The organism is Catellatospora methionotrophica, from assembly GCF_011297335.1.
Taxonomy (GTDB): Bacteria; Actinomycetota; Actinomycetes; order Mycobacteriales; family Micromonosporaceae; genus Catellatospora; species Catellatospora methionotrophica.
Window position 1 is genome coordinate 13,076 of sequence record NZ_JAAOTJ010000019.1, and the last position, 19,734, is coordinate 32,809.

A 19,734-nucleotide genomic window follows, 5' to 3' on the forward strand; every position below is an offset into this window, starting at 1 on the left:
GGGTTGCTGTCCCGGCACTCCCCAAGAAACGTTTGGTGGTCTACACTCCCCAACATGTCTTTGGGAGATGAGCCCGATCCGGCGCCGTCCGGCCGCACCGTCACCGGGGACCTGCGCTCCCTAGCCCACCCGATCCGGCTGCGCATCCTGTCCCTGCTCACCGGAGCGGAGATGAGCGCCGCCGAGATCGCCCGCGAACTCGCCATCACCCACGCCAACGCCAGCTACCACCTGCGCCTGCTGCTCGGCAGCGGCTCGATCGTGGTCGCCGGGCAGGAGAAGATCCGCGGCGGGCAGGCCAAGCGCTACCGGTACGACGTCAACCAGGCGTTCACACCCCGCGCCGACCAGGACCACCCGCACCCCGACGACGTCCAGATCATCTACGCCGCGCTGGCCGCCGAACTCCAGCGCCGCGCCCGCGAGATCGTCACCGGCCCCGCGTCCGTCGGCACCCTCACCGACGCCGAACTCTGGGTCGACCTCGACGAATGGAAGCAGATCCGCGACCGCGTCGCCCAGGCCAGCGAGCACCTGCACCGCATCGCCCAGCGCCCGCACAGCCCCGGCACGGTACGGGTCAGCGCCTCCATCGCCCTGTTCCGCATGCGCGACGCCACACCCACCCCCGAGGAGCAGCCGTGAGCACCTTCCGCGACTCGCTGGCGCCGCTGCGCCACAAGCCCTACCGCCACCTGGTCACCGGACGGGTGATCAGCCTGCTCGGCAACTCCGTCGCGCCCATCGCGCTGGCCTTCGCCGTGCTCGACCTGACCGACTCCCCCGTAGCGCTCGGCCTGGTCGTCGGTGCCCGGTCACTGACCAACGTGCTGTTCGTACTGTTCGGCGGCGTGCTCGCCGACCGGCTCCCCCGGCACCTGGTCATGGTCGGCTCCAGCATGCTGGCCGCCCTGACCCAGGCCGCCGTCGCCGCCCTCGTGCTCACCGGCACCGCGACGGTCCCGCTGCTCATCGGCCTGAGCGCGATCAACGGCGTGGTCAGCGCACTCGCCATGCCCGCGACCGCGGCCCTGCTGCCGCAGACCGTGCCCGCAGACCAGCTCACCCCCGCCAACGCCCTCAACCGGCTCGGCGGCAACACCGCCATGATCGGGGGCGCGGCGCTGGGCGGCATCCTCGTCGCCGCCGTCGGCCCCGGCTGGGGCCTGGCCGCCGACGCCGCGACGTTCGCGCTCGGCGGGCTCGCGTTCGCGCTGGTCCGGGTGCCCGAGGTGCGCGACCGCACGGCCCCGCGCGAGAGCACCCTGCACGAGCTGCGCGTCGGCTGGACCGAGTTCGCCTCGCGCAGCTGGGTATGGACCATCGTGCTGGCCTTCATGTTCATCAACGCGGCCAACTCCGGCGCGATGGGCGTACTCGGGCCCACCATCGCCGACCGGACCATCGAACGCTCCGGCTGGGGCATCGTGCTCGCCGTGCAGACCGCCGGAATGGTCGCCGGGGCCGTGCTCGCGCTGCGGCTGCGGGTGCGGCGGCCACTGCTGGTCGGGTGCGTGGCGATGTTCGGCTACGCGCTGCCGACGGTGGCACTGGCCGCGTCGCCGACACTGCCGGTGCTGGTGGTCAGCGGCTTCCTGGCCGGGGTCGCCGCCGAGCAGTTCGCCATCGCCTGGGACTCGTCCCTGCAACGGCACGTGCCCGCCGACCGCCTCGCCCGCGTGTACTCCTACGACATACTCGGCTCGTTCCTGGCCATCCCCGTCGGCCAGGTCCTCGCCGGACCGCTCGACAGCTGGATCGGCACCGAGAACGCCCTGCTCTGCGCCGCCGCCCTGATGACCCTCTCCGTCACCGGCATGCTCGCCAACCACAGCGTCCGCCACCTACGCGCCGACACCCCCGTCAAGTCATCCAGCCCCGTCCCCGAACCCGCCGCCGCCTGAGCCACCACCACCGCCACCGCCTGAGCCGAAGATCGCTGTTTCGGGTCAGAACCTCTGGTTAGACCCGAGGTTCTGACCCGAAACAGCGATCTTGCTTGGCGCGAACCGCGTGGCTAGACCGGCGCGGCGCGGCTTGGCGCTAGTGGAGCGGGGGGCGGGCGGTCAGCGGGGGCCGGTGGTCAGGGGGTGCGGGTGTGGCGGAGGTAGAGGTGGGTGCCGTCGGTGAGGACGTGGGCGGGGTGCAGGCGGTGAGGGGATGTCGGGGGGCCGGAGACGATGCGGACGGAGCCGGGGCCGGCGAGGGTGGGGCTGACGGTGAGGCAGAGTTCGTCGACGAGGTCGGCGGCGAGCAGGCTGCCGAGCAGGTGGGGGCCGCCCTCGCAGAGGATCTGGGTGAGGCCGCGGGTGGCCAGTTCGGCGACCATGACCGCCGGGTCGACCGAGGAGTCGCCGCAGTCGATCACTTCGGCGGCCTCGGGGAAGTCGTGCGGGGCGGCGGCGTGCGTGATGACGATCGGGCGCGCGGGCGGGTCGGCGAAGAACTTCGCGGGTACGTCGCCGCCGCGGGTCACCACGGCGAAGCGCGGGTGCGGGGTGAGCCCGTTCGCGACCCGCCAGGCCTGGGCGTCGGCGTCGATCAGGGTCGCGCCGTACCCCTCGACCCTGATCGTGCCCGCGCCGACCACGACCACGTCGGCCTGCATCCGCAGCCGCTTCATCAGGTCCTGGTCGGCGGGCCCGCCCAGCGAGCCGGAGCGGCCCTCCAGGGTGGCCGCCCCGTCCAGCGACGTGATCATGTTGACCCGTAGCAGCGGGGAGTCGGTACGCGGATAGGCGGCGAGCAGGTCGGAGTCCGGCAGCTCACCGGCGGGATCGGGCGACAGCCTGCGCATACGCTGACCTCACATGTTGTGGACGGTGTAGGCCGGTTGCCGCCAGCCCAGGATCGCCTCGGTCATGCGGACGGCGTCGACGGACTCGCGCACGTTGTGCATGCGTACGATCCGGGCCCCGAGCATGATCGCGGCCACCGCGGCGGCGAGGCTGCCGGACAGGCGCTCGCCCTGCGGGCGGTTCAGGGTCTCGCCGATGAAGTCCTTGTTGGACACCGCGGCCAGCATCGGGTAGCCGACCGCGGCGATCTCGGGCAGCCGCCGGGTCAGTTCCAGGGTGTGGAACGTGTTCTTGTTCAGGTCGTGGCCCGGGTCGATGACGATCTGCTCCGGGCGTACGCCCCGCTCCAGTGCCACCGCGACCCGCGACCGCAGGAAGTCCGCGATCTCGGCCGCCACGTCGGCGTACTGCGGGCGCGGGAAGTGGGTGCGCGGCCTGGCCCGGCTGTGCGTGACGATGAGCTGGGTGTGCGGGCGGGCGGCGACCAGGTCGGCCAGCGCCGGGTCGTGCAGGCCGGTGGTGTCGTTGACGACGTGCGCGCCCGCGTCCAGGCAGGCCTGGGCCACGTCGGCGCGGAACGTGTCCACGCTGATCACCAGGTGCGGGTGCCGCTCGACGGTGGCCTGCACCACCGGCAGCACCCGCGCCAGCTCGACGTCGGCGTGGACCTCGCCGCCCTCGGGGGAGAACTTGACCCCGCCGATGTCGATCCAGTCCGCGCCCGCGGCGGCCGCGGCATCCACTGCCGCGACCGCCGCGTCGAGCGCGTACGTGGCCCCCTTGTCGTAGAACGAGTCCGGGGTCCGGTTCACCACCGCCATCACCGCGACCTGACGGTCGAAGTCGAACTCGCGTCCGGCGATGACCCGCCTGGCGGCGGCGATGTCGGGGACGAACATCAGGCGCCGCGCAGGACCGCGCCGAAGCGCTGCGCCGTGACGGCCACCGCCGCGTCCCGGGCCGCGACCGCCTCCTCGACGGTCAGCGTCCGGTCCGGCGCACGGAACGTCAGCTTGTACGCCAGCGAGCGCTGACCGGCCCCGAGCTGCTCGGACGTGTACACGTCGAACAGCCGCACCGACTCCAGCAGCTGCCCCGCGCCCTCGGCCAGCGCCGCCTCGACCTGCGCCGCGGGCACCTCCGACGGCAGCACCAGCGCCACGTCGATGAGCGCGGGCGGGAACGTCGAGAACACCGGCGGCGGCGTCGGCTTGGGCAGCGGCACCGCGTCCAGGTTCAGCTCCATCGCGCAGGTGCGCTTGGGCAGGTCCAGCGCGGCGCAGACGGCCGGGTGCAGCTCGCCCGCGTACCCGACGACGGCGCCGTCGACCGAGATCGCGGCGCACCGCCCCGGGTGCCAGGGCGCCTGCTGTACGGCCGCGACGCCGATCGACGCGTCCGGCACGGCCGCAGCGGCCAGCACCTCGCGCGCGGCCTGCACCGCGTCCGACCAGGACGCCGCGCGGCCGGGACCCCACCAGCCGGAGCGCTCGAACTCCCCGGCCAGCACGACGGCCACGTGCCACGGCTGCACCGGGACGGAGGCGTTGGCCTTCTCCCACAGCGCCGGGTCGGGACGGCCCGCCACACCCATCACCGGGGGCACCCCGGCCGACAGGTCCGGCAGGAAGACCAGGCCCTGCTCGAACAGCGCGACGTCGCGCTGCCCGCGGCCGACGTTGCGCTTGAGCGCGGTCAGCAGCGGCGGCAGCAGGCTCGTCCGCATCAGCGGTTCCTCGTCGGACAGCGGGTTGGCCAGCCGCACCGCGTCCGTCGGCAGCCCCAGGGTGACCAACGCACTCGGCGACACGAACGGGTACGACAGCACCTCGACGTAGCCGTGCTCGGCCAGCGCCCGGCCCACCGAGCGCTTGCGGCGCTGCGACGGGGTCAGGCCCTGGCCGGGCGGGGCGATCGGCAGCACGCTGGGCACGTTCTCGAAGCCGTCCAGCCGGACGATCTCCTCGACGAGGTCCGCGGGCTGGCGCAGGTCGGGCCGCCAGGACGGGGTGATCACGTCGACCCGGTCGTCGTACACCGCCGCGTCGCAGCCGACCTCGGTGAGCAGGTCACCGATCCGGTCGACGGAGTAGTCCACGCCGATCAGCCGGCGGGGCTCGGTCGCCGCCATCGAGATCATGGTCGGGTCGCCGGGGTGGTTCAGGTCGAGGACCTCCTCGCCCGCCGTGCCGCCGCCGTGCTCGACCAGCAACTGGACGGCACGCTCGATCGCGACCAGGCACAGCTGCCGGTCGACGCCGCGCTCCCAGCGCTTGGCGGCCTCGCTGAACAGCTTGTGCCGCCGCGCCGTGCGCCCGACCATCGTCGGATCCCAGTGCGCCGCCTCGAACAACACGTTCGTAGTGCCGTCGACGACCTCCGAGGTCTGCCCGCCCATGACGGCGGCCAGCGAGATCGGACCGGTGTCGTCGCAGATCACCATGTCCTCGGCGGACAGCACGCGGGCCTGCCCGTCCAGGGTGGTGAGCTTCTCCCCCTCGGTCGCGCGGCGCACCACGAGCCCGCCGGTGATCCGGTCGGCGTCGAAGGCGTGCATCGGCTGGCCGAGTTCGAGCATCACGTAGTTGGTGATGTCGATGGCCAGGCCCAGCGTACGCACTCCGGCGGTGAGCAGCCGCTTGGCCATCCAGTCCGGGGTCGGCGCGGACGGGTCGATCCCGCGCACCAGCCGGGCGGCGAACCGGTCGCAGCCCTGGATGTCCTGGACGGTCACCGGCCACGCCGGAGCCGCGGTGCCCGCCGGGGCGGGCACGAGACCGGGATCGGTGAACCGCGCCTTGAACGCGTGCCCCAGCTCGCGGGCCAGACCACGCACCGACATCTGGTATCCGCGGTCGGGCGTAACCGTGACGTGCACCTCGATGTCGTCCAGGCCGACCACGGCGCGCGCGTCGTCGCCCGGCTGCGCGGTCACCGACTCGGGCAGCACGATGATGCCGTCGTGGTCGCCGGACAGGCCCAGCTCCGCCGCGGAGCAGATCATGCCGTGCGAGTTGCGGCCGTACGTCTTGCGCGCGCCGATGGCGAAGCCGCCGGGCAGCACGCCGCCGGGCAGGATCACCACGACACGGTCGCCCTCGGCGAAGTTGCGGGCCCCGCAGACGATCTCCTGCGGCGCGCCGGTGCCGTTGGCCTGGCCGACGTCCACGGTGCAGAACCGGATCGGCTTCTTGAACTCGGTCAGCTCCTCGATGGTCAGCACCTTGCCGACCACCAGTGAGCCCTGCACCGAGTGGCGCTGGTCGGCGATCTCCTCGACCTCGATGCCGAGGTCGTTCAGCGCGACGTCGAGATCGGACTCGGTGAGGTCGGCGGGCAGCTCGACATGCTCACGCAGCCATGACAGTCCAACCTTCATGGTCAGTGCACCTCCATGCCGAACGCGCGGGTGAACCGCACATCGCCTTCGATCATTTCCCGCATGTCGCTCAGGCCGTTGCGGAACATCAGGGTCCGCTCGATGCCCATGCCGAACGCGAACCCGGAATACACGTCCGGGTCGATGCCGCAGGCCCGCAGCACGTTCGGGTTCACCATGCCGCAGCCGCCCCACTCGACCCAGCGCGGGCCGTCGCGGTGCTCGGCGAACCACACGTCGAACTCGGCCGACGGCTCGGTGAACGGGAAGTAGTGCGGCCGCCAGCGGGTGCGCGCGTCCGGGCCGAACATCGCCTTCGCGAAGTGGTCCAGCGTGCCCTTGAGGTGCGCCATCGTGATGCCCTTGTCCACCACCAGGCCCTCGACCTGGTGGAAGACCGGCGAGTGCGTCGCGTCGAGCTCGTCGGTGCGGTACACCTTGCCCGGCACCACCACGTAGATCGGCGGCTTGCGGCTCAGCATGGTCCGCGCCTGCACGGGCGAGGTGTGCGTACGCAGCACCAGCCCCGACTCGGTGGCCCCGGTCGCCGACGCGGCGGCCTTCACCCAGAACGTGTCCATCAGGCCACGGGCCGGGTGGTCGGGCGAGATGTTGAGCGCGTCGAAGTTCGCCCACTCCAGCTCGACCTCGGGGCCCTCGGCGATCTCGTAACCCATGCCGATGAACAGGTCGCCGACCCGCTCCATCAGCGTGGTCAGCGGGTGGCGGGCGCCACGGGGGCGGCGGTCCCAGGGCAGGGTGACGTCGACGGCCTCGGTCTGGAGCACCCGCTGGGCCTGCTCGGCCTCCAGGATCACCAGGCGCGCGTCGTACGCGGCCTGGATCGCGGTGCGGGACTCGTTGACGCGCTTGCCCGCCTCGGACTTCGCGGCCGGGGGCAGCGCGCCGATCTCGCGGCGGGCCAGCGACACCGCGGAGCGGTCGCCCAGGTGCGCGGCCTTCTGCACGGCGAGGGCGTCAAGGTCGGCGGCATCCGCGAAGGCCTTGTCCGCCGCGGCGACGGCGTCGTCGAGCGCGGCCGGATCGAGCATCGCGGCCTGCTTCGGGTCGTACGGATCGTGACGGTATGTCATCAGAACTCCAGATCGGCAACCGGATCAGTCTAGGCATAGGCCCAGGACGGGCACGCGCGGCTTCGCCGCCGCCCACCGGTGCGACCTGAGAGGAAGAGCTGAGCGCAGTCAGTTCCGCCGCCCGCCACCGGCGGGCTGACTAAAGGAACGGCGCACCATGACAGTTCTTCCCTCTCGACAGGTTCTCGCCCCGGAGCATACCGCCCCACCCGCCCGCCCCGCGCCCCCGTTCCACGGGTCACGTCCCGCGCCACACGCACTCCACTTTCATAGACGCTGGCCTATCACATCGATTATTTGCAGATCAAACTCGATGTAATAGGCCAGCGTCTATGAAAAACGGGGCGGGTCGAGGCGGAGCGAGACGGGGTGGGGCGGCTGCGGCGCCTCAGGGGCGCTGCGCGCGGGCGGAGGCGTAGAGGCAGACGGCGGCGGCCGCAGCGAGGTTGAGGCTCTCGGCGCGGCCGTGGATGGGGACGCGGACCGCGGCGTCGGCGGCGTCGCGCAGGTCGTCGGGCAGGCCGTGCGCCTCGGAGCCGAACAGCCACGCGGTCGGCCGGGCCAGCGAGCCGTCGTCGGCGAGATCGTCGAGGTCGGTCGCGCCGTAGCCGGAGGTGGCCAGCGTGCGCAGACCCGCCTCGCGCAGGGCGGCCAGGGTCGCGGCGGCGTCGGGGGCGCGTACCACGTCCAGGTGGAACAGGCTGCCGGCGGAAGCGCGTACACACTTGGGGTTGAAGGGGTCCACGGCGTCGCCGGCGAAGATCACGGCGGTGGCGCCCGCGGCGTCGGCGGTGCGCAGCACCGTTCCGGCGTTGCCGGGGTCGCGGATCTCGACGGCGACCGCGACGAGCCGGGGCGCGCGGGCCAGGGCAGCGTCGAGGGGCACGTCGAGCAGGTCGCAGACGGCGATGACGCCCTGCGGGGTGACCGTGTCGGCGAGTGTGGCCATGGCCTCGTCGGTGACCACGGAGAGGTTCGCGCCGCGCAGCAGGGTGCGGTGCCGGGCCTGGCCGTCCTCGGTCACGAAGATCTCGCGTACCGCACCGGCTTCCAGCGCTTCCCTGACCGCCTGCGGGCCCTCGGCCAGGAAGCGGCCGGCCTTCTCGCGGTCGCGGCGGCGGTGGAGCTTGACAGCGGCAACGACCCGGGGAGTCCGCTGCGTGAACAGCGGGTCCCCGGGTCGATGGAAGTGCTGCGTCACCGACGGACTCAGGCGGCCTGAGCCTCGGCGACGGCCTTCTTGGCCACCGCGACGATGCCGGCGAACGCGGCCTCGTCGTTGACGGCCAGGTCGGCCAGGATCTTGCGGTCCACCTCGACACCGGCGAGCTTGAGGCCCTGGATGAGGCGGTTGTACGTCATGCCGTTGGCACGAGCGCCCGCGTTGATGCGGGTGATCCACAGCTGCCGGAAGTCGCCCTTGCGGTCCTTGCGGTCCCGGTAGGCGTACTGCATCGAGTGGAGGATCTGCTCCTTCGCCTTGCGGTACAGGCGGGAGCGCTGGCCGCGGTAACCGCTGGCGGCCTCGAGCAGTGTCCGGCGCTTCTTCTGGGCGTTGACCGCCCGCTTGACGCGTGCCATATCAGCTTCTCCTTAAAGGTTTCCGTCTAAAAGGCGCGCGTCAGCGGCCGAGCATCTTCTTGATGCGCTTCTCGTCGGCCTTGGCCACCGGGACCGTGCCGCTGAGGCTACGGGTCTCCTTGGAGGACTTGACCTCCAGGCGGTGGCGCAGACCGGTCTGCTCGCGCATGATCTTGCCAGAGCCGGTCACCTTGACCCGCTTGGCCATGCCGCTGTGCTTCTTCATCTTCGGCATAGGAAGTTCTCCCCTGTTGCAGAATCTCGCCGCACAGCGGGGGCTGTGCGGCAGGTGCCCAAATCGAGCGTCGTCAGGCCTGCGCCGAGGGCTCGGCCAGGACCTCCTCGGCCTCCGCACCGGTTCCCTCGTCGCCCTTGCGGCCGGCGAGCTTCACGCTGCGGTGCGGCGCGAGCACCATGATCATGTTTCGCCCGTCCTGCTTCGCCGACGACTCGACGAAACCGACCTCCGCGACCTCTTCCTCCAGCTTGCGCAGGAGGCGGAAGCCCAGCTCCGGGCGGCTCTGCTCGCGACCGCGGAACATGATCGTCACCTTGACTTTGTCCCCGGCCTTGAGGAACCGCACGACGTGACCCTTCTTGGTCTCGTAGTCGTGCGAGTCGATCTTCGGCCGGAGCTTCATCTCCTTGATGACCGTCTGCTGCTGGTTACGCCGGGCTTCCCTGGCCTTGAGCGCGCTCTCGTACTTGAACTTGCCGAAGTCCATGAGCTTGCAGACCGGCGGGCGTGCCATGGGCGCAACCTCGACCAGATCCAGATCGACATCGGCGGCCAACTGCAGGGCGCGCTCCAGCGGGACGATGCCCACCTGCTCGCCCTCGGGGCCGACCAGCCGGACCTCACGTGCCCTGATCTGATCGTTGATGCGTGGCTCGACGCTGATGTGGCCTCCCTCAATCGTGTTCCGCACCGCCGTATGCGCGGCGATGCGCTTGGCGTCTGACCGAAAGCAGAAGGCCCAGGCAGATAGCCTGGGCCCGCTCGACCGGTCTGGGTGCACGCCAAGTGCACGACCCGAGATCAGGACACGAAAGTCCTTCATCAGGTGACCGGACCCGAACCGCTCAAGGCGATCGGGTGGGAGCAGGCGCTCCGCTTGCCTCCGGAGTGCCGGACCACGCTCAAGGCATGATCACGGGCAACCGGAAAGGTCGACTGGCAAAGATTACCACAACCCGGGATTGCGTCCGCCGGGCGGTGACGGTATGGCTCAGCTCACGCGGCCGCGGGCTGCTCTTCCCGGGCCGCCGCGCGCAGCGCCCGCATCGCCTGGACGGCCTGCACGGCGTACTCCTTGTCGACCCGCTGCACGGCCAGCACCGAGACGGCGTCGTCGTTCTCCAGCTCCAGGCTCATCCAGGGCTGGTTGCGCTCGAAGGTGATCGCGCGCACCGCACCCCAGGGCAGCTCGTACCCGCCGAGGATGTTGCGGACCCGCACGCCGTCGGCGTCGGCCTCGACCCGCGGCCGGGCCACGGCCATGATGCCCAGGGCGAAGACCACACCCAGACCGATCATGGCGTACTGGTCACCCTTGCGGAAAACCCCTTCGCCCACCTCGGTCAACGCGGTCCCGATCACGGCGAACAGCACCACGACCACCACCGCGGCCACGATGCACACCGTCCGGGTGCGCTGGGGCCGAAAACTGAACCGCTGTCCCTCACTACTCACCCGCCCGAGTCTGCCACGCGCCCGGTGACCGGGTGTCACCGCCACGGCCTTCCATAGACGCTGGCCTATGACATCGACTTTTTCGCGATCGAACTCGACGTCATAGGCCAGCGTCTATGCGGGGACGGGGCGAGGGCCGGCGCTCCCCGGACCGCGGATGTCGGCCGCGGTCCGGGCGCGATCCGGGGTTACAGGCGGCAGGCGTGGATGTCGGTGACCAGGATGGCGCGGGCGCCGAGGTCGTACAGCTCGTCCATGATCCGGTGCACCTCGGTGCGCATGACCATCGCCTGTACGGCGACCCAGCCCTCGCGGTGCAGCGGCGACACCGTCGGCGACTCGATGCCCGGGGTGAGCGCCACCGCGCCCTCCAGCCGGTCGGCGCGCACGTCATAGGCGAGCATCACGTACCGCCGGGCCACCAGCACGCCCTGCAGCCGCCGCAGCAGCTGGTTGACCGCGCCGTTGCGCTCGCCCTCGGGGCGGCCGACCAGCACCGCCTCGGAGACCAGGATCGGCTCGCCGACCGGGACCAGCCCGGCCTGGCGCAGCGTGCCGCCGGTGGCGACGACGTCGGCGATCACGTCGGCGACGCCCAGGCGCACCGCGTTCTCCACCGCGCCGTCGAGCCGTACGACGTCGGCCTTGATCTCGTGGTCGGCCAGGAAACGCTCGACGACGCCCGGGTAGGCGGTGGCGATCCGGCGACCGGCGAGGTCGGGCACGTCCCGGACGGTCTCCGGCGGCGCGGCGAACCGGAACGTGGCCGGGGCGAACCCCAGCGGCAGCAGCTCGCTGACCGGGGCGCCGGAGTCGACCAGCAGGTCCTGTCCGGTGATGCCCAGGTCGAGGTCGCCGGAGCCGACGTACACCGCGATGTCACGCGGGCGCAGGTAGAAGAACTCGACCCCGTTGTCGGCGTCGACGCACACCAGGTCGCGGTCGTCGCCGCGCTGGCGGTATCCGGCCTCGCGCAGCATGTCGGAGGCGGGTTTGGACAGGGTGCCCTTGTTGGGCACGGCAATGCGAAGCATCTCTTGACTCGTCTCTGTGATCAAGGCTAGTTGATCATGAGAGCCGAGCGCGGCTCACCGTCGAGTCGCGCCGTGGTTCATGATCAACCCGGAGGGAACCGGGGCGGGATCACAGATGTCGGTAGACGTCCTTGAGGGTGAGGTTGGAGGCGAGCATCAGCACCTGGGTCTGGTAGAGGAGCTGGGAGATTTCCTCCGCGGCCCGCTCGGGGCCCTCATGCTCGGCGGCCATCCAGGACTCCGCCGCTTCCTCGACCACCTTCTTGCCGACCGCGTGCACCCCGGCGGTGACCGCCTTGACGGTGCCGGAGGCCGGGTCACCCGCGGCCACCTTGGCCTGCAGCTCCTCGAACAGCTCCTCGAACGTCTTCACGGCTTCATTCTGCCCGACCCCACCCGTCCCACCCGCACCGCCCGCCCGCACGGCACATGCTGGGACGATCCGCCGCCCCGCCCGGTCGCTCACGGGCCGGGTCGGCTCACCGGCCCGATCCAAGATCGCTGTCTGGTGTCGAAAGCTGCGGTTCGACCCCACCCTTCGACACAGGACAGCGATCATGGAATCGCCCCGGCGGTGCGGAGGACGGGGAATCATGGCAGGTATGGGTGAACGGATGGTGGCCATCAGCCAGGACAGCTTCGGTGGGCCCGAGGTGCTCCAGCTCGTGGAGGTCGACCGGCCCTCCCCTGGGCCGACCGAGGTGCTGGTGCGGGTACGCGCGGCCGGGGTGAATCCGGTGGACTGGAAGGTGCGTACGCGCGGCGGCGCGGTCGGCGATCCGCCGTTCACGGTGGGCTGGGACGTGTCCGGCGAGGTCGTGGAGATCGGCGCCGGGGTGACCCGGTTCGCGGTCGGCGACGAGGTGTTCGGCATGCCGCGCTTCCCGCAGGCCGCGGGCGCGTACGCGCAGTACGTCACCTCGCCGTCGCGGCACCTGGCCCGCAAGCCCGCCGGACTCGACCATGTGCACGCCGCGGCGCTGCCGCTGGCCTCGCTGACGGCCTGGCAGGCACTGATCGACACGGCCCAGCTCGCCGAGGGGCAGCGGGTGCTGGTGCACGCCGCCGCGGGTGGGGTCGGGCACATCGCGGTGCAGGTCGCCAAGGCCCGGGGCGCGTACGTGCTGGGCACGGCCCGCGCTGCCAAGCACGGCCTGCTGCGCGAACTGGGCGTGGACGAGCCGATCGACTACACGGCGTACGACTTCGTGCAGGTCGCGCAGGACGTCGACGTGGTGCTGGACACGGTCGGCGGCGACTACGAGGACCGCTCGCTGCACACGCTGCGCCCCGGCGGCATCCTCGTCGGCATCCTCAACGCGGGCAGCGCCGCCGAGACCGCCCGAAAAGCACAGGCCCTGGGCGTACGCGGCACCGGCATGCTCGTCGAGCCCGACCACACCGGACTGGAGGAGGTCGCCGCACTGGTCGACGCGGGCCACCTGCGTCCCCTGGTCGCCGCGACGTTCCCGCTCGCCGAGGCGGCACGGGCGCACGAGCTGGGCGAGACCGGCCAGACCTCCGGCAAGATCGTCCTGACCGTCGACTGAGCGGACCCGCATCGCGGCCCTCCCGTCGAGATCGCTGTTTCGGGTCATGATCTGCGGTTGAACGCCAGATCATGACCCGAAACGGCGATCTTCAGTGCGGCGGCGGAACAGGAGCCGCGCGCCGGTCCATCACTTGACCGTGACGGTGTGGTTGTCGACGAACATCTTCGCGCCGTCGTTCTCCGAGATGTCGAAGACCTCGATCACGTACGTGCCGGCCGGCAGCGACAGCCTCAGCTTCGCCTCGCCCTGGGCCGGGCCGCCCGCGTCGAGGGTGACGAAGCCCTCGCGGACCACCGTGGTCCCCCGCCGGACCTCGTAGTTCATGGTCGCCTCGAAGACCATGCCCGCCACGTGCAGGGTGAAGTCCTTGGGCACCGTCGCGCCCTCCTGCGGGTCGATCAGCCACACCGGCAGCAGCGTGCCCGACGCCGACGCGCGCCGCAGCGGGTCCCTGGTGCCGACGTGGCCCCACAGCTCGTCGACGGGCTTGCCGTCGAGGTGGATGCGCACCTTGGGTTTGCCGCTGACCGCCGTCGCGGTCCACACCAGCTGCTGCACCGCCTGATGGGCGGCGAACGAGCCCGCGTCGCCGTTGATCCGCGCCCCGGCCAGGTCGACGGTCACGGTGTCCCCGGAGACGGTGACGCCGCGCACCCGGGCGCTGGCGGGCCACATGCTGGAGTAGTCGGGGTCGTACGCGGTGCGGCCGTCGAGCATCTCGGCGACCGCGGCCTTGACCTTCGCCGCGACCGAGCCGTCGCCGGTGGACAGCCGGTGGAACTCGCGGACCAGTTTCGGCTCACCGCGGTCGTTGGCCAGGTAGTAGACGGCCAGCGCGCCGGCCGTGTTCGCGGGCGGGGCGGGTTCGGTGGTGGAGCCCGGTGCGCCGGGGGTGGGTGCGGTGGTGCCCGGCGCGGCCGAGGCCGACGGCGCCGCTGACCCCGTGGGGTCCGGTGAGGGTGTGGCGGGGGTGCACGCGGCCGACAGCGCGACGAGCGCGACCGGCAGCAGCACACGGAACCTCAGCGCAGACATACCTCAGGTGTACGTCCACCCGTCAACCCTCGCCACCCACCGAACAGGCGAAGGACGAAGGAAGGGCACCTTCCTAACGGACGTCCGTTAGGAAGGTGCCCTTCCTTCGGTCAGGTCAGCGCGCTTCAGTCAGGTCAGCGCGCGAGGGCGCGCAGGGTCACGGCGGCGTCGAGGGCCGCCAGGACCGCGCCCCAGCCCTTGTCCTCACTGGACTCCGGCAGCCCGGCCCGGTCGCGGGCCTGCTCCAGCGTGTCCACCGTGAGCACGCCGTGCGCGACCGGGGTGGACTCGTCCAGCGCGATGCGGGTCAGGCCCTCGGTGACCGAGGAGCTGACGTACTCGAAGTGGGCCGTCTCGCCACGGATGACCACGCCGAGGGCGACCACCGCGTCGTGGCGGCGGGCCAGCGCCTGCGCCACCACGGGCAGCTCGACCGAGCCCGCCACGTGGGCGACCTGCACGTCGGCCACACCGCACGCCTTGGCCGCGGCCTGCGCCCGATCGAGCATCTGCTCCACCAGGTCGGCGTGCCAGCGGGTGGCGACGATGCCCAGGCTGAGCCCGGTCGCGTCCACGGTCGATGAAACGGGGGCGCCGTGACCGGCCATCAGCTCAGCCCTTCCAGGTCGTCCAGCCCGGACAGGTCCAGGTCGTGGCCCATCCGGTCGCGCTTGGTGCGCAGGTAGCGCAGGTTCTCCGGGTGCGGGCGGATCGGCAGCGACTCGCGGCCGGTCACCTGCAGGCCGTACCCCTCCAGCCCGGCGCGCTTGGCCGGGTTGTTGGTGAGCAGCCGCATGGTGCGCACACCCAGGTCGTAGAGGATCTGCGCGCCGGTGCCGTAGTCACGGGCGTCGGCGGGCAGACCCAGGTCGAGGTTCGCGTCGACGGTGTCCCGCCCGGCGTCCTGGAGCTGGTATGCCTGCAGCTTGTGCAGCAGGCCGATGCCACGGCCCTCGTGCCCGCGCACGTACAGCACCACGCCGCGGCCCTCCTCGGCCACCTTGCGCAGCGCAGCCTGCAGCTGTGGGCCGCAGTCGCAGCGCACCGAGCCGAACACGTCGCCGGTCAGGCACTCCGAGTGCACCCGGACCAGCACGTCCTGGCCGTCGCCGACCTCGCCGTAGACCAGCGCCACGTGCTCGGCGTTGTCGTGCGTGGCGTGGTAGCCGACGGCGGTGAAGTCGCCGTACTCGGTGGGCAGGCGGGCCTCGACGACCCGGCTGACCAGCTGCTCGGTACGGCGGCGGTACGCGATCAGGTCGGCGATGCTGATCAGCACCAGCTCGTGCTCGGCGGCGAAGCGCTGCAGGTCGGGCAGGCGCATCATGGTGCCGTCGTCGTTGACCATCTCGCACATCGCGGCGGCCGGGTGCAGGCCCGCGAGCTGGGCGAGGTCGACGCCGGACTCGGTGTGCCCGGGGCGGCGCAGCACCCCGCCGGTCTTGGCGCGCAGCGGCACCACGTGGCCGGGCCGGGCCAGGTCGGTGGGCTTGGTCGCGGCCTGGCCGAGCAGCCGCAGCGTACGGGCGCGGTCGGCGGCCGAGATGCCGGTGGACACACCCTCCCGGGCGTCGACGGTCACGCAGTACGCGGTGCCGCGGCGGTCCTGGTTGGTGTAGTACATCGGCGGGAGTTCGAGGCGGTCGGCCTCCTCCTCGGTGATCGCCACGCAGATGTAGCCCGAGGTGTAGCGCACGGTGAAGGCGACCAGCTCCGGCGTGGCCAGCTCGGCCGCGAAGATCAGATCGCCCTCGTTCTCGCGGTCCTCGTCGTCGACCACGATGACCGGTTTACCGGCCTTGATGGCCGCGATGGCGTCCTCGATCGTGTTGAGTACCATGTTCACTCTGCTCCCCGCTGCGCTGCGACCAGCTTCTCGACATACTTGGCGATCACGTCGACCTCCAGGTTCACCAGCGCACCGGGCTGCTTGCGGCCGAGCGTGGTGAGCTCCAGCGTGGTCGGGATCAGGCTCACCGTGAAGGACTCGTCGTCGACCGCGACCACGGTCAGCGAGATGCCGTCCACGGTGATCGACCCCTTCTCCACGATGTACCGCGACATGCCCTCCGGGAGCAGGATCCGGACATCTTCCCAGCCGCCGCCGGGCTTCTTGGAGGCGATCGTGCCCACGCCGTCGACGTGGCCCTGCACGATGTGCCCGCCCAGCCGGGTCGCGGCGGTGACCGCGCGCTCCAGGTTCACCCGCTCGCCAGGGGCGAGGGAACCGAGCGAGCTGCGGTCGAACGTCTCCTTCATGACCTCGGTCTCGAAGGTGTCGCCCGTGGTGGAGATGACGGTCAGGCAGACCCCGTTGACGGCGATCGAGTCCCCGTGCTTGGCGTCGGTGACGACGACCGGGCCGCGTACGGTGACCTTGGCCCCGTCGCCCTCCCAGGCCAGGCTCACAATCTCGCCGAGCTCTTCCACGATGCCGGTGAACACTGGTTCCTCCTCGCGTGCCGGCGACTGGCGTCCGGCCGTGTCACAAAGTGCCGCTGTCCGCGCTCGCGCGCGGCCGTGCGGTCAGGCGCAGATCAGGCCCAACCCGGTCAACATCTAGCACCTCGAGGTCGATGGCGTCCGTGATGGTCGTCACCCCCGCACCTACGAGCGCGGCCGGGCCGTCCCCGAGCAGTTTCGGCGCGACGTACGAGATGATCAAGTCTACGAGGCCCGCGGCCAGGAACGCTCCGGCCAGCCGGGGGCCGCCTTCGAGCAGCACGCTGCGGATGCCGCGGTGGTGCAGTTCACTGAGCACGGCGCGTAGGTCCACCCTGCCCTCTTCGTCCCCGCCGAGCAGGGCCGTGGTGGCGATCAGCGTCGGCGCGGCGCCGTCGCGCACCCGGGCGCCCGCGGGCGTACGCCCGTCCGAGTCGATCACCACGCGCAGCGGCTGCCGGATGGCCAGGCTGCCGGTACGCAGGTCACGGGTGGTCAGGCGGGGGTCGTCGGCGAGCACGGTGCCCACCCCGACCATGATCGCGTCGACGGTGCCGCGCAGCCGGTGCACGTCCATCCGGGCCGCCTCGGAGGTGATCCACATGCTGGTGCCGTCGGCGGCCGCGGAGCGCCCGTCGAGGGTGGAGGCGGTCTTCCAGATCACGAACGGCCGTCCCCGGCGCACGGAGGTCAGCCAGGCGATGTTGCCGTCCTCGGCCTCGGCGGTGCGTACGCCGGTCAGCACCTCGATCCCGGCGTCACGCAGGGTCTGCTCGCCGCCCGCCGCCAGCGGGTTGGGGTCGTCCACGGCGATCACGACGCGGGACACGCCCGCGCGGATCAGCGCCTGCACGCACGGGCCGGTGCGGCCGGTGTGGTTGCACGGCTCCAGGGTCACCACGGCGGTGCCGCCGCGGGCCTTCTCACCGGCCTGGGCCAGGGCCACGATCTCGGCGTGCGGGCCGCCCGCGTACGCGTGGAAGCCCTCGCCGACCACGTGCCCGGCGGCGTCCAGCAGCACGCAGCCGACGACCGGGTTCGGGCTGGTCGTGCCCAGTCCGCGCGCGGCCAGCTCGATCGCCCGAGCCATCGCCTTGTCCTCGGCCGGGCTGACCGCGGGTAGCTGACCCATCCGCCCATCCTCCTGCGCTGTCGTGCTCGCCGCATCCGCGGTATTGCGCGATGTCGTCCTGGGTCTCGCCGCGGACGGCACCGCTCGGCTGCGCCGTCAGGCAGGGTGTGCCTGACCGGCACGCCAGTGTGTCACGCGTGCGGGCCGGTTTCGGCGGCGGTGTCGCTCTCTGTGACGCGCTGCTGGGGCAGGGCGGGCGGCTGGTCCTCGGCGGGCCGCCGCCGGGGCAGCGGGCCGAACGGGTCCTGGACGGATTGCGGGCGGTCCGAGCGCTGGTCCAGGGCCACGTAGTTGCCCTTGTACTTCTTCGCCGCCGCCTTCATCTCCGACGCCACCGCGACGACCTCGCCCGGGTGGCCGAAGACCCGGCTGGTGGACAGCGCCACCCCGACGGACAGTGTGACCAGGTTGACCTCGAACACGATGCCGCGCCGGTCGACCACCTCCAGGTAGCCGCGGGAGGAGTCGATCGGGTCGTACAGCGCGTCCGAGGCCCGCTGGAAGTCGTAGATCGCGTAGCTGGTGATCTCCTGCACCTGCGACGGGTGGCAGACCACCACGAAGTCGTCGCCGCCGACGTGGCCCAGGAAGGCCGGGGGCAGGCCCACCGACACCGTGGCCCGGCGCATCGAACGGGCCAGCGCACTGATGAACTGGTCACCGCGGCCGAAACCGTACACGTCGTTGACGCTCTTGAACCGGTCGATGTCGACGTAGCAGACGGCGTAGTCGTCGCCCGCCTTCAGCCGGTCGGCGATCTCGCGCAGGATGCGGGTGTTGCCGGCCAGGCCGGTCAGCGGGGACACCTCCCGCGCCTCCTGGTTGCGGCGCAGCGTGGCACGCACCCGGGCGATCAGCTCGGAGGTGTCGAACGGCTTGACGATGTAGTCGTCCGCGCCCGCGGCAAGGCCGGCGACCTTGTCGGAGGTGAGCGCCTTGGCGGTGAGCACGATGATCGGCAGCGCGGTGACCATCGGGTCGGCGCGCAGCCGCCGGGTCAGCTCCAGGCCGTCCATCTCGGGCATCATCAGGTCGACCAGGGCCAGGTCGGGCCTGCGGTCCTCGAGCAGCGCCAGCGCCTCCGGGCCGCTGTGCGCGGTCATCACGTCGAACCCGTGCAGACGCAGGTTGACCTCGACCACGCGCACGATGTCCGGGTCGTCGTCGACGACCAGGATCACCTCGGCCTGACCGGCTGCCTGCGGCTCGGTGGTCAAACTGTCCTGCCCCCACTGTCCGATGTGGTCTGACGAACGCGGGACGCCTCCGCCAGAGCACGCAGTTTACGACAGGCCCGCGCGGGATCGTCGGCTCCGTACACCGCGGTTCCGGCCACGAACGCGTCCGCCCCCGCCGCGGCGGCGGCCTCGATGGTGTCGTCGGCGATGCCGCCGTCGACCTCGATGCGGATGTCCAGGTGACCGGCGTTGGCGTGCCGCCGCGCGGTCCGCACCTTGGCCAGCATCTCGGGCATGAAGGCCTGCCCGCCGAAGCCCGCCTTGATGGTCATCACCAGCAGGGTGTCGAAGTGCGGCAGCAGTTCCAGGTACGGCTCGATCGGGGTGTCCCGGTCCACCGCGAGCCCGGCCAGCGTCCCGGCCGCGCGCAGGTCCTTGGCCAGCGCCACCGGGTCGTCGCAGGCCTCCGCGTGGAACGTCACGTTGTACGCGCCGAGCTGCGCGTACGCCGGAGCCCAGCGTTTCGGGTCCTCGATCATCAGGTGGCAGTCGAACGGGATGCCGGTGGCCCGGCGCAGGCTGGCGACCACGGGCGGGCCGATGGTCAGGTTCGGCACGAAGTGGTTGTCCATCACGTCGACGTGCAGCCAGTCCGCCGCGCCCTCCACCGCGTGCGCCGCGGCGGCGAGATTCGCGAAGTCGGCGGCGAGGATGCTGGGGGCGATGATGATGTCGGGCGTCACACGATCAGCTTACGGAGCGTGAAGCGCGATTCGCTCGCCGCGTCCCCCTCCCGCCGTCGGACGACGGGAGGG

Annotated in this window: 20 protein-coding genes and 1 pseudogene; 3 read left to right on the forward strand and 18 right to left on the reverse strand. The window is 71.6% G+C overall.

Annotated features, from left to right (window positions below):
* The first annotated feature begins 54 nt into the window (after nucleotides 1–54).
* Nucleotides 55–645, forward strand: coding sequence for a winged helix-turn-helix domain-containing protein (locus tag HAV40_RS30415; RefSeq protein WP_166387344.1), 591 nt, complete (start codon nucleotides 55–57; stop codon nucleotides 643–645).
* Entirely contained in the window at nucleotides 642–1,904 is a 1,263-nt protein-coding gene (locus tag HAV40_RS30420) for an MFS transporter (protein ID WP_166387345.1), read from the forward strand. Before HAV40_RS30415 ends, HAV40_RS30420 begins: the two co-directional genes overlap by 4 nt.
* Before the next feature lie 179 nt (nucleotides 1,905–2,083).
* Here the strand turns inward: HAV40_RS30420 and HAV40_RS30425 are convergent, their stop codons facing one another.
* The 11 genes from HAV40_RS30425 to HAV40_RS30475 all read right to left on the reverse strand — a co-directional run bounded on the left by HAV40_RS30425 (nucleotide 2,084) and on the right by HAV40_RS30475 (nucleotide 11,952).
* On the reverse strand, nucleotides 2,084–2,797 hold the full coding sequence (locus HAV40_RS30425) for a pyrimidine reductase family protein (protein ID WP_166387347.1): 714 nt from the start codon (nucleotides 2,795–2,797) through the stop codon (nucleotides 2,084–2,086).
* A gap of 9 nt (nucleotides 2,798–2,806) precedes the next feature.
* Nucleotides 2,807–3,697 carry a dihydropteroate synthase gene (folP, locus tag HAV40_RS30430; RefSeq protein WP_166387349.1) on the reverse strand — a complete coding sequence of 297 codons (891 nt, stop codon included), beginning with the start codon at nucleotides 3,695–3,697 and terminating at the stop codon, nucleotides 2,807–2,809.
* The gene (pheT, locus tag HAV40_RS30435) at nucleotides 3,697–6,177 is read right to left on the reverse strand and encodes a phenylalanine--tRNA ligase subunit beta (RefSeq protein WP_166387351.1); all 2,481 of its coding nucleotides are present in this window, start codon (nucleotides 6,175–6,177) and stop codon (nucleotides 3,697–3,699) included. Before pheT ends, folP begins: the two co-directional genes overlap by 1 nt.
* A 2-nt stretch (nucleotides 6,178–6,179) precedes the next feature.
* Nucleotides 6,180–7,271: a phenylalanine--tRNA ligase subunit alpha gene (pheS, locus tag HAV40_RS30440; RefSeq protein WP_166387353.1), complete on the reverse strand. Its 1,092-nt coding sequence runs from the start codon at nucleotides 7,269–7,271 to the stop codon at nucleotides 6,180–6,182.
* Between the two features lie 388 nt (nucleotides 7,272–7,659).
* Nucleotides 7,660–8,472 carry a TrmH family RNA methyltransferase gene (locus HAV40_RS30445; protein WP_239086847.1) on the reverse strand — a complete coding sequence of 271 codons (813 nt, stop codon included), beginning with the start codon at nucleotides 8,470–8,472 and terminating at the stop codon, nucleotides 7,660–7,662.
* A gap of 8 nt (nucleotides 8,473–8,480) precedes the next feature.
* Nucleotides 8,481–8,852, reverse strand: coding sequence for a 50S ribosomal protein L20 (gene rplT / locus HAV40_RS30450; protein WP_120320125.1), 372 nt, complete (start codon nucleotides 8,850–8,852; stop codon nucleotides 8,481–8,483).
* 40 nt (nucleotides 8,853–8,892) lie between these two features.
* Complete coding sequence (gene rpmI / locus HAV40_RS30455; RefSeq protein WP_120320124.1) at nucleotides 8,893–9,087, reverse strand: 50S ribosomal protein L35; 195 nt, start codon at nucleotides 9,085–9,087, stop codon at nucleotides 8,893–8,895.
* Nucleotides 9,088–9,160: 73 nt separating this feature from the next.
* Nucleotides 9,161–9,736: a translation initiation factor IF-3 gene (gene infC, locus HAV40_RS30460; protein ID WP_166387551.1), complete on the reverse strand. Its 576-nt coding sequence runs from the start codon at nucleotides 9,734–9,736 to the stop codon at nucleotides 9,161–9,163.
* 350 nt (nucleotides 9,737–10,086) lie between these two features.
* Nucleotides 10,087–10,545 carry a PH domain-containing protein gene (locus tag HAV40_RS30465; protein ID WP_166387355.1) on the reverse strand — a complete coding sequence of 153 codons (459 nt, stop codon included), beginning with the start codon at nucleotides 10,543–10,545 and terminating at the stop codon, nucleotides 10,087–10,089.
* A gap of 188 nt (nucleotides 10,546–10,733) precedes the next feature.
* The gene (gene hisG / locus HAV40_RS30470) at nucleotides 10,734–11,579 is read right to left on the reverse strand and encodes an ATP phosphoribosyltransferase (protein ID WP_166387357.1); all 846 of its coding nucleotides are present in this window, start codon (nucleotides 11,577–11,579) and stop codon (nucleotides 10,734–10,736) included.
* A gap of 109 nt (nucleotides 11,580–11,688) precedes the next feature.
* Nucleotides 11,689–11,952: a phosphoribosyl-ATP diphosphatase gene (locus HAV40_RS30475; protein WP_155370357.1), complete on the reverse strand. Its 264-nt coding sequence runs from the start codon at nucleotides 11,950–11,952 to the stop codon at nucleotides 11,689–11,691.
* A gap of 229 nt (nucleotides 11,953–12,181) precedes the next feature.
* Here HAV40_RS30475 and HAV40_RS30480 point away from each other — a divergent pair, with 229 nt between their 5' ends.
* Entirely contained in the window at nucleotides 12,182–13,129 is a 948-nt protein-coding gene (locus tag HAV40_RS30480) for an NADP-dependent oxidoreductase (protein ID WP_166387359.1), read from the forward strand.
* Nucleotides 13,130–13,258: 129 nt separating this feature from the next.
* Here the strand turns inward: HAV40_RS30480 and HAV40_RS30485 are convergent, their stop codons facing one another.
* The 7 genes and pseudogenes from HAV40_RS30485 to rpe form a co-directional block, all read right to left on the reverse strand.
* Entirely contained in the window at nucleotides 13,259–14,167 is a 909-nt protein-coding gene (locus HAV40_RS30485) for a GerMN domain-containing protein (protein ID WP_166387361.1), read from the reverse strand.
* 134 nt (nucleotides 14,168–14,301) lie between these two features.
* The gene (gene ribH, locus HAV40_RS30490) at nucleotides 14,302–14,775 is read right to left on the reverse strand and encodes a 6,7-dimethyl-8-ribityllumazine synthase (protein ID WP_166387363.1); all 474 of its coding nucleotides are present in this window, start codon (nucleotides 14,773–14,775) and stop codon (nucleotides 14,302–14,304) included.
* Nucleotides 14,775–16,007, reverse strand: a complete 1,233-nt coding sequence (locus HAV40_RS30495) for a bifunctional 3,4-dihydroxy-2-butanone-4-phosphate synthase/GTP cyclohydrolase II (RefSeq protein ID WP_166387365.1) — start codon at nucleotides 16,005–16,007, stop codon at nucleotides 14,775–14,777. The genes ribH and HAV40_RS30495 overlap by 1 nt, the downstream gene beginning before the upstream one ends.
* Before the next feature lie 2 nt (nucleotides 16,008–16,009).
* Nucleotides 16,010–16,612, reverse strand: a complete 603-nt coding sequence (locus HAV40_RS30500; RefSeq protein WP_166387367.1) for a riboflavin synthase — start codon at nucleotides 16,610–16,612, stop codon at nucleotides 16,010–16,012.
* A gap of 40 nt (nucleotides 16,613–16,652) precedes the next feature.
* On the reverse strand, nucleotides 16,653–17,741 hold the full coding sequence (ribD, locus tag HAV40_RS30505; protein WP_166387369.1) for a bifunctional diaminohydroxyphosphoribosylaminopyrimidine deaminase/5-amino-6-(5-phosphoribosylamino)uracil reductase RibD: 1,089 nt from the start codon (nucleotides 17,739–17,741) through the stop codon (nucleotides 16,653–16,655).
* Between the two features lie 269 nt (nucleotides 17,742–18,010).
* A pseudogene (locus tag HAV40_RS30510) lies at nucleotides 18,011–18,958 on the reverse strand (GGDEF domain-containing response regulator); the annotation flags it as partial.
* Nucleotides 18,955–19,662, reverse strand: coding sequence for a ribulose-phosphate 3-epimerase (gene rpe / locus HAV40_RS30515; RefSeq protein WP_166387373.1), 708 nt, complete (start codon nucleotides 19,660–19,662; stop codon nucleotides 18,955–18,957). The gene rpe and the pseudogene HAV40_RS30510, both read right to left, overlap by 4 nt.
* Nucleotides 19,663–19,734: the final 72 nt, after the last annotated feature.

Excerpts from the sequence above, each read along its gene's own strand:
- HAV40_RS30415 (WP_166387344.1), top strand. The coding sequence starts at position 55 with ATGTCTTTGGGAGATGAGCCCGATCCGGCGCCGTCCGGCCGCACCGTC.
- HAV40_RS30425 (WP_166387347.1), bottom strand. The coding sequence starts at position 2,797 with ATGCGCAGGCTGTCGCCCGATCCCGCCGGTGAGCTGCCGGACTCCGAC.
- folP (WP_166387349.1), bottom strand. The coding sequence starts at position 3,697 with ATGTTCGTCCCCGACATCGCCGCCGCCAGGCGGGTCATCGCCGGACGC.
- pheT (WP_166387351.1), bottom strand. The coding sequence starts at position 6,177 with ATGAAGGTTGGACTGTCATGGCTGCGTGAGCATGTCGAGCTGCCCGCC.
- pheS (WP_166387353.1), bottom strand. The coding sequence starts at position 7,271 with ATGACATACCGTCACGATCCGTACGACCCGAAGCAGGCCGCGATGCTC.
- rplT (WP_120320125.1), bottom strand. The coding sequence starts at position 8,852 with ATGGCACGCGTCAAGCGGGCGGTCAACGCCCAGAAGAAGCGCCGGACA.
- rpmI (WP_120320124.1), bottom strand. The coding sequence starts at position 9,087 with ATGCCGAAGATGAAGAAGCACAGCGGCATGGCCAAGCGGGTCAAGGTG.
- hisG (WP_166387357.1), bottom strand. The coding sequence starts at position 11,579 with ATGCTTCGCATTGCCGTGCCCAACAAGGGCACCCTGTCCAAACCCGCC.
- HAV40_RS30480 (WP_166387359.1), top strand. The coding sequence starts at position 12,182 with ATGGGTGAACGGATGGTGGCCATCAGCCAGGACAGCTTCGGTGGGCCC.
- HAV40_RS30485 (WP_166387361.1), bottom strand. The coding sequence starts at position 14,167 with ATGTCTGCGCTGAGGTTCCGTGTGCTGCTGCCGGTCGCGCTCGTCGCG.
- ribH (WP_166387363.1), bottom strand. The coding sequence starts at position 14,775 with ATGGCCGGTCACGGCGCCCCCGTTTCATCGACCGTGGACGCGACCGGG.
- HAV40_RS30495 (WP_166387365.1), bottom strand. The coding sequence starts at position 16,007 with ATGGTACTCAACACGATCGAGGACGCCATCGCGGCCATCAAGGCCGGT.
- ribD (WP_166387369.1), bottom strand. The coding sequence starts at position 17,741 with ATGGGTCAGCTACCCGCGGTCAGCCCGGCCGAGGACAAGGCGATGGCT.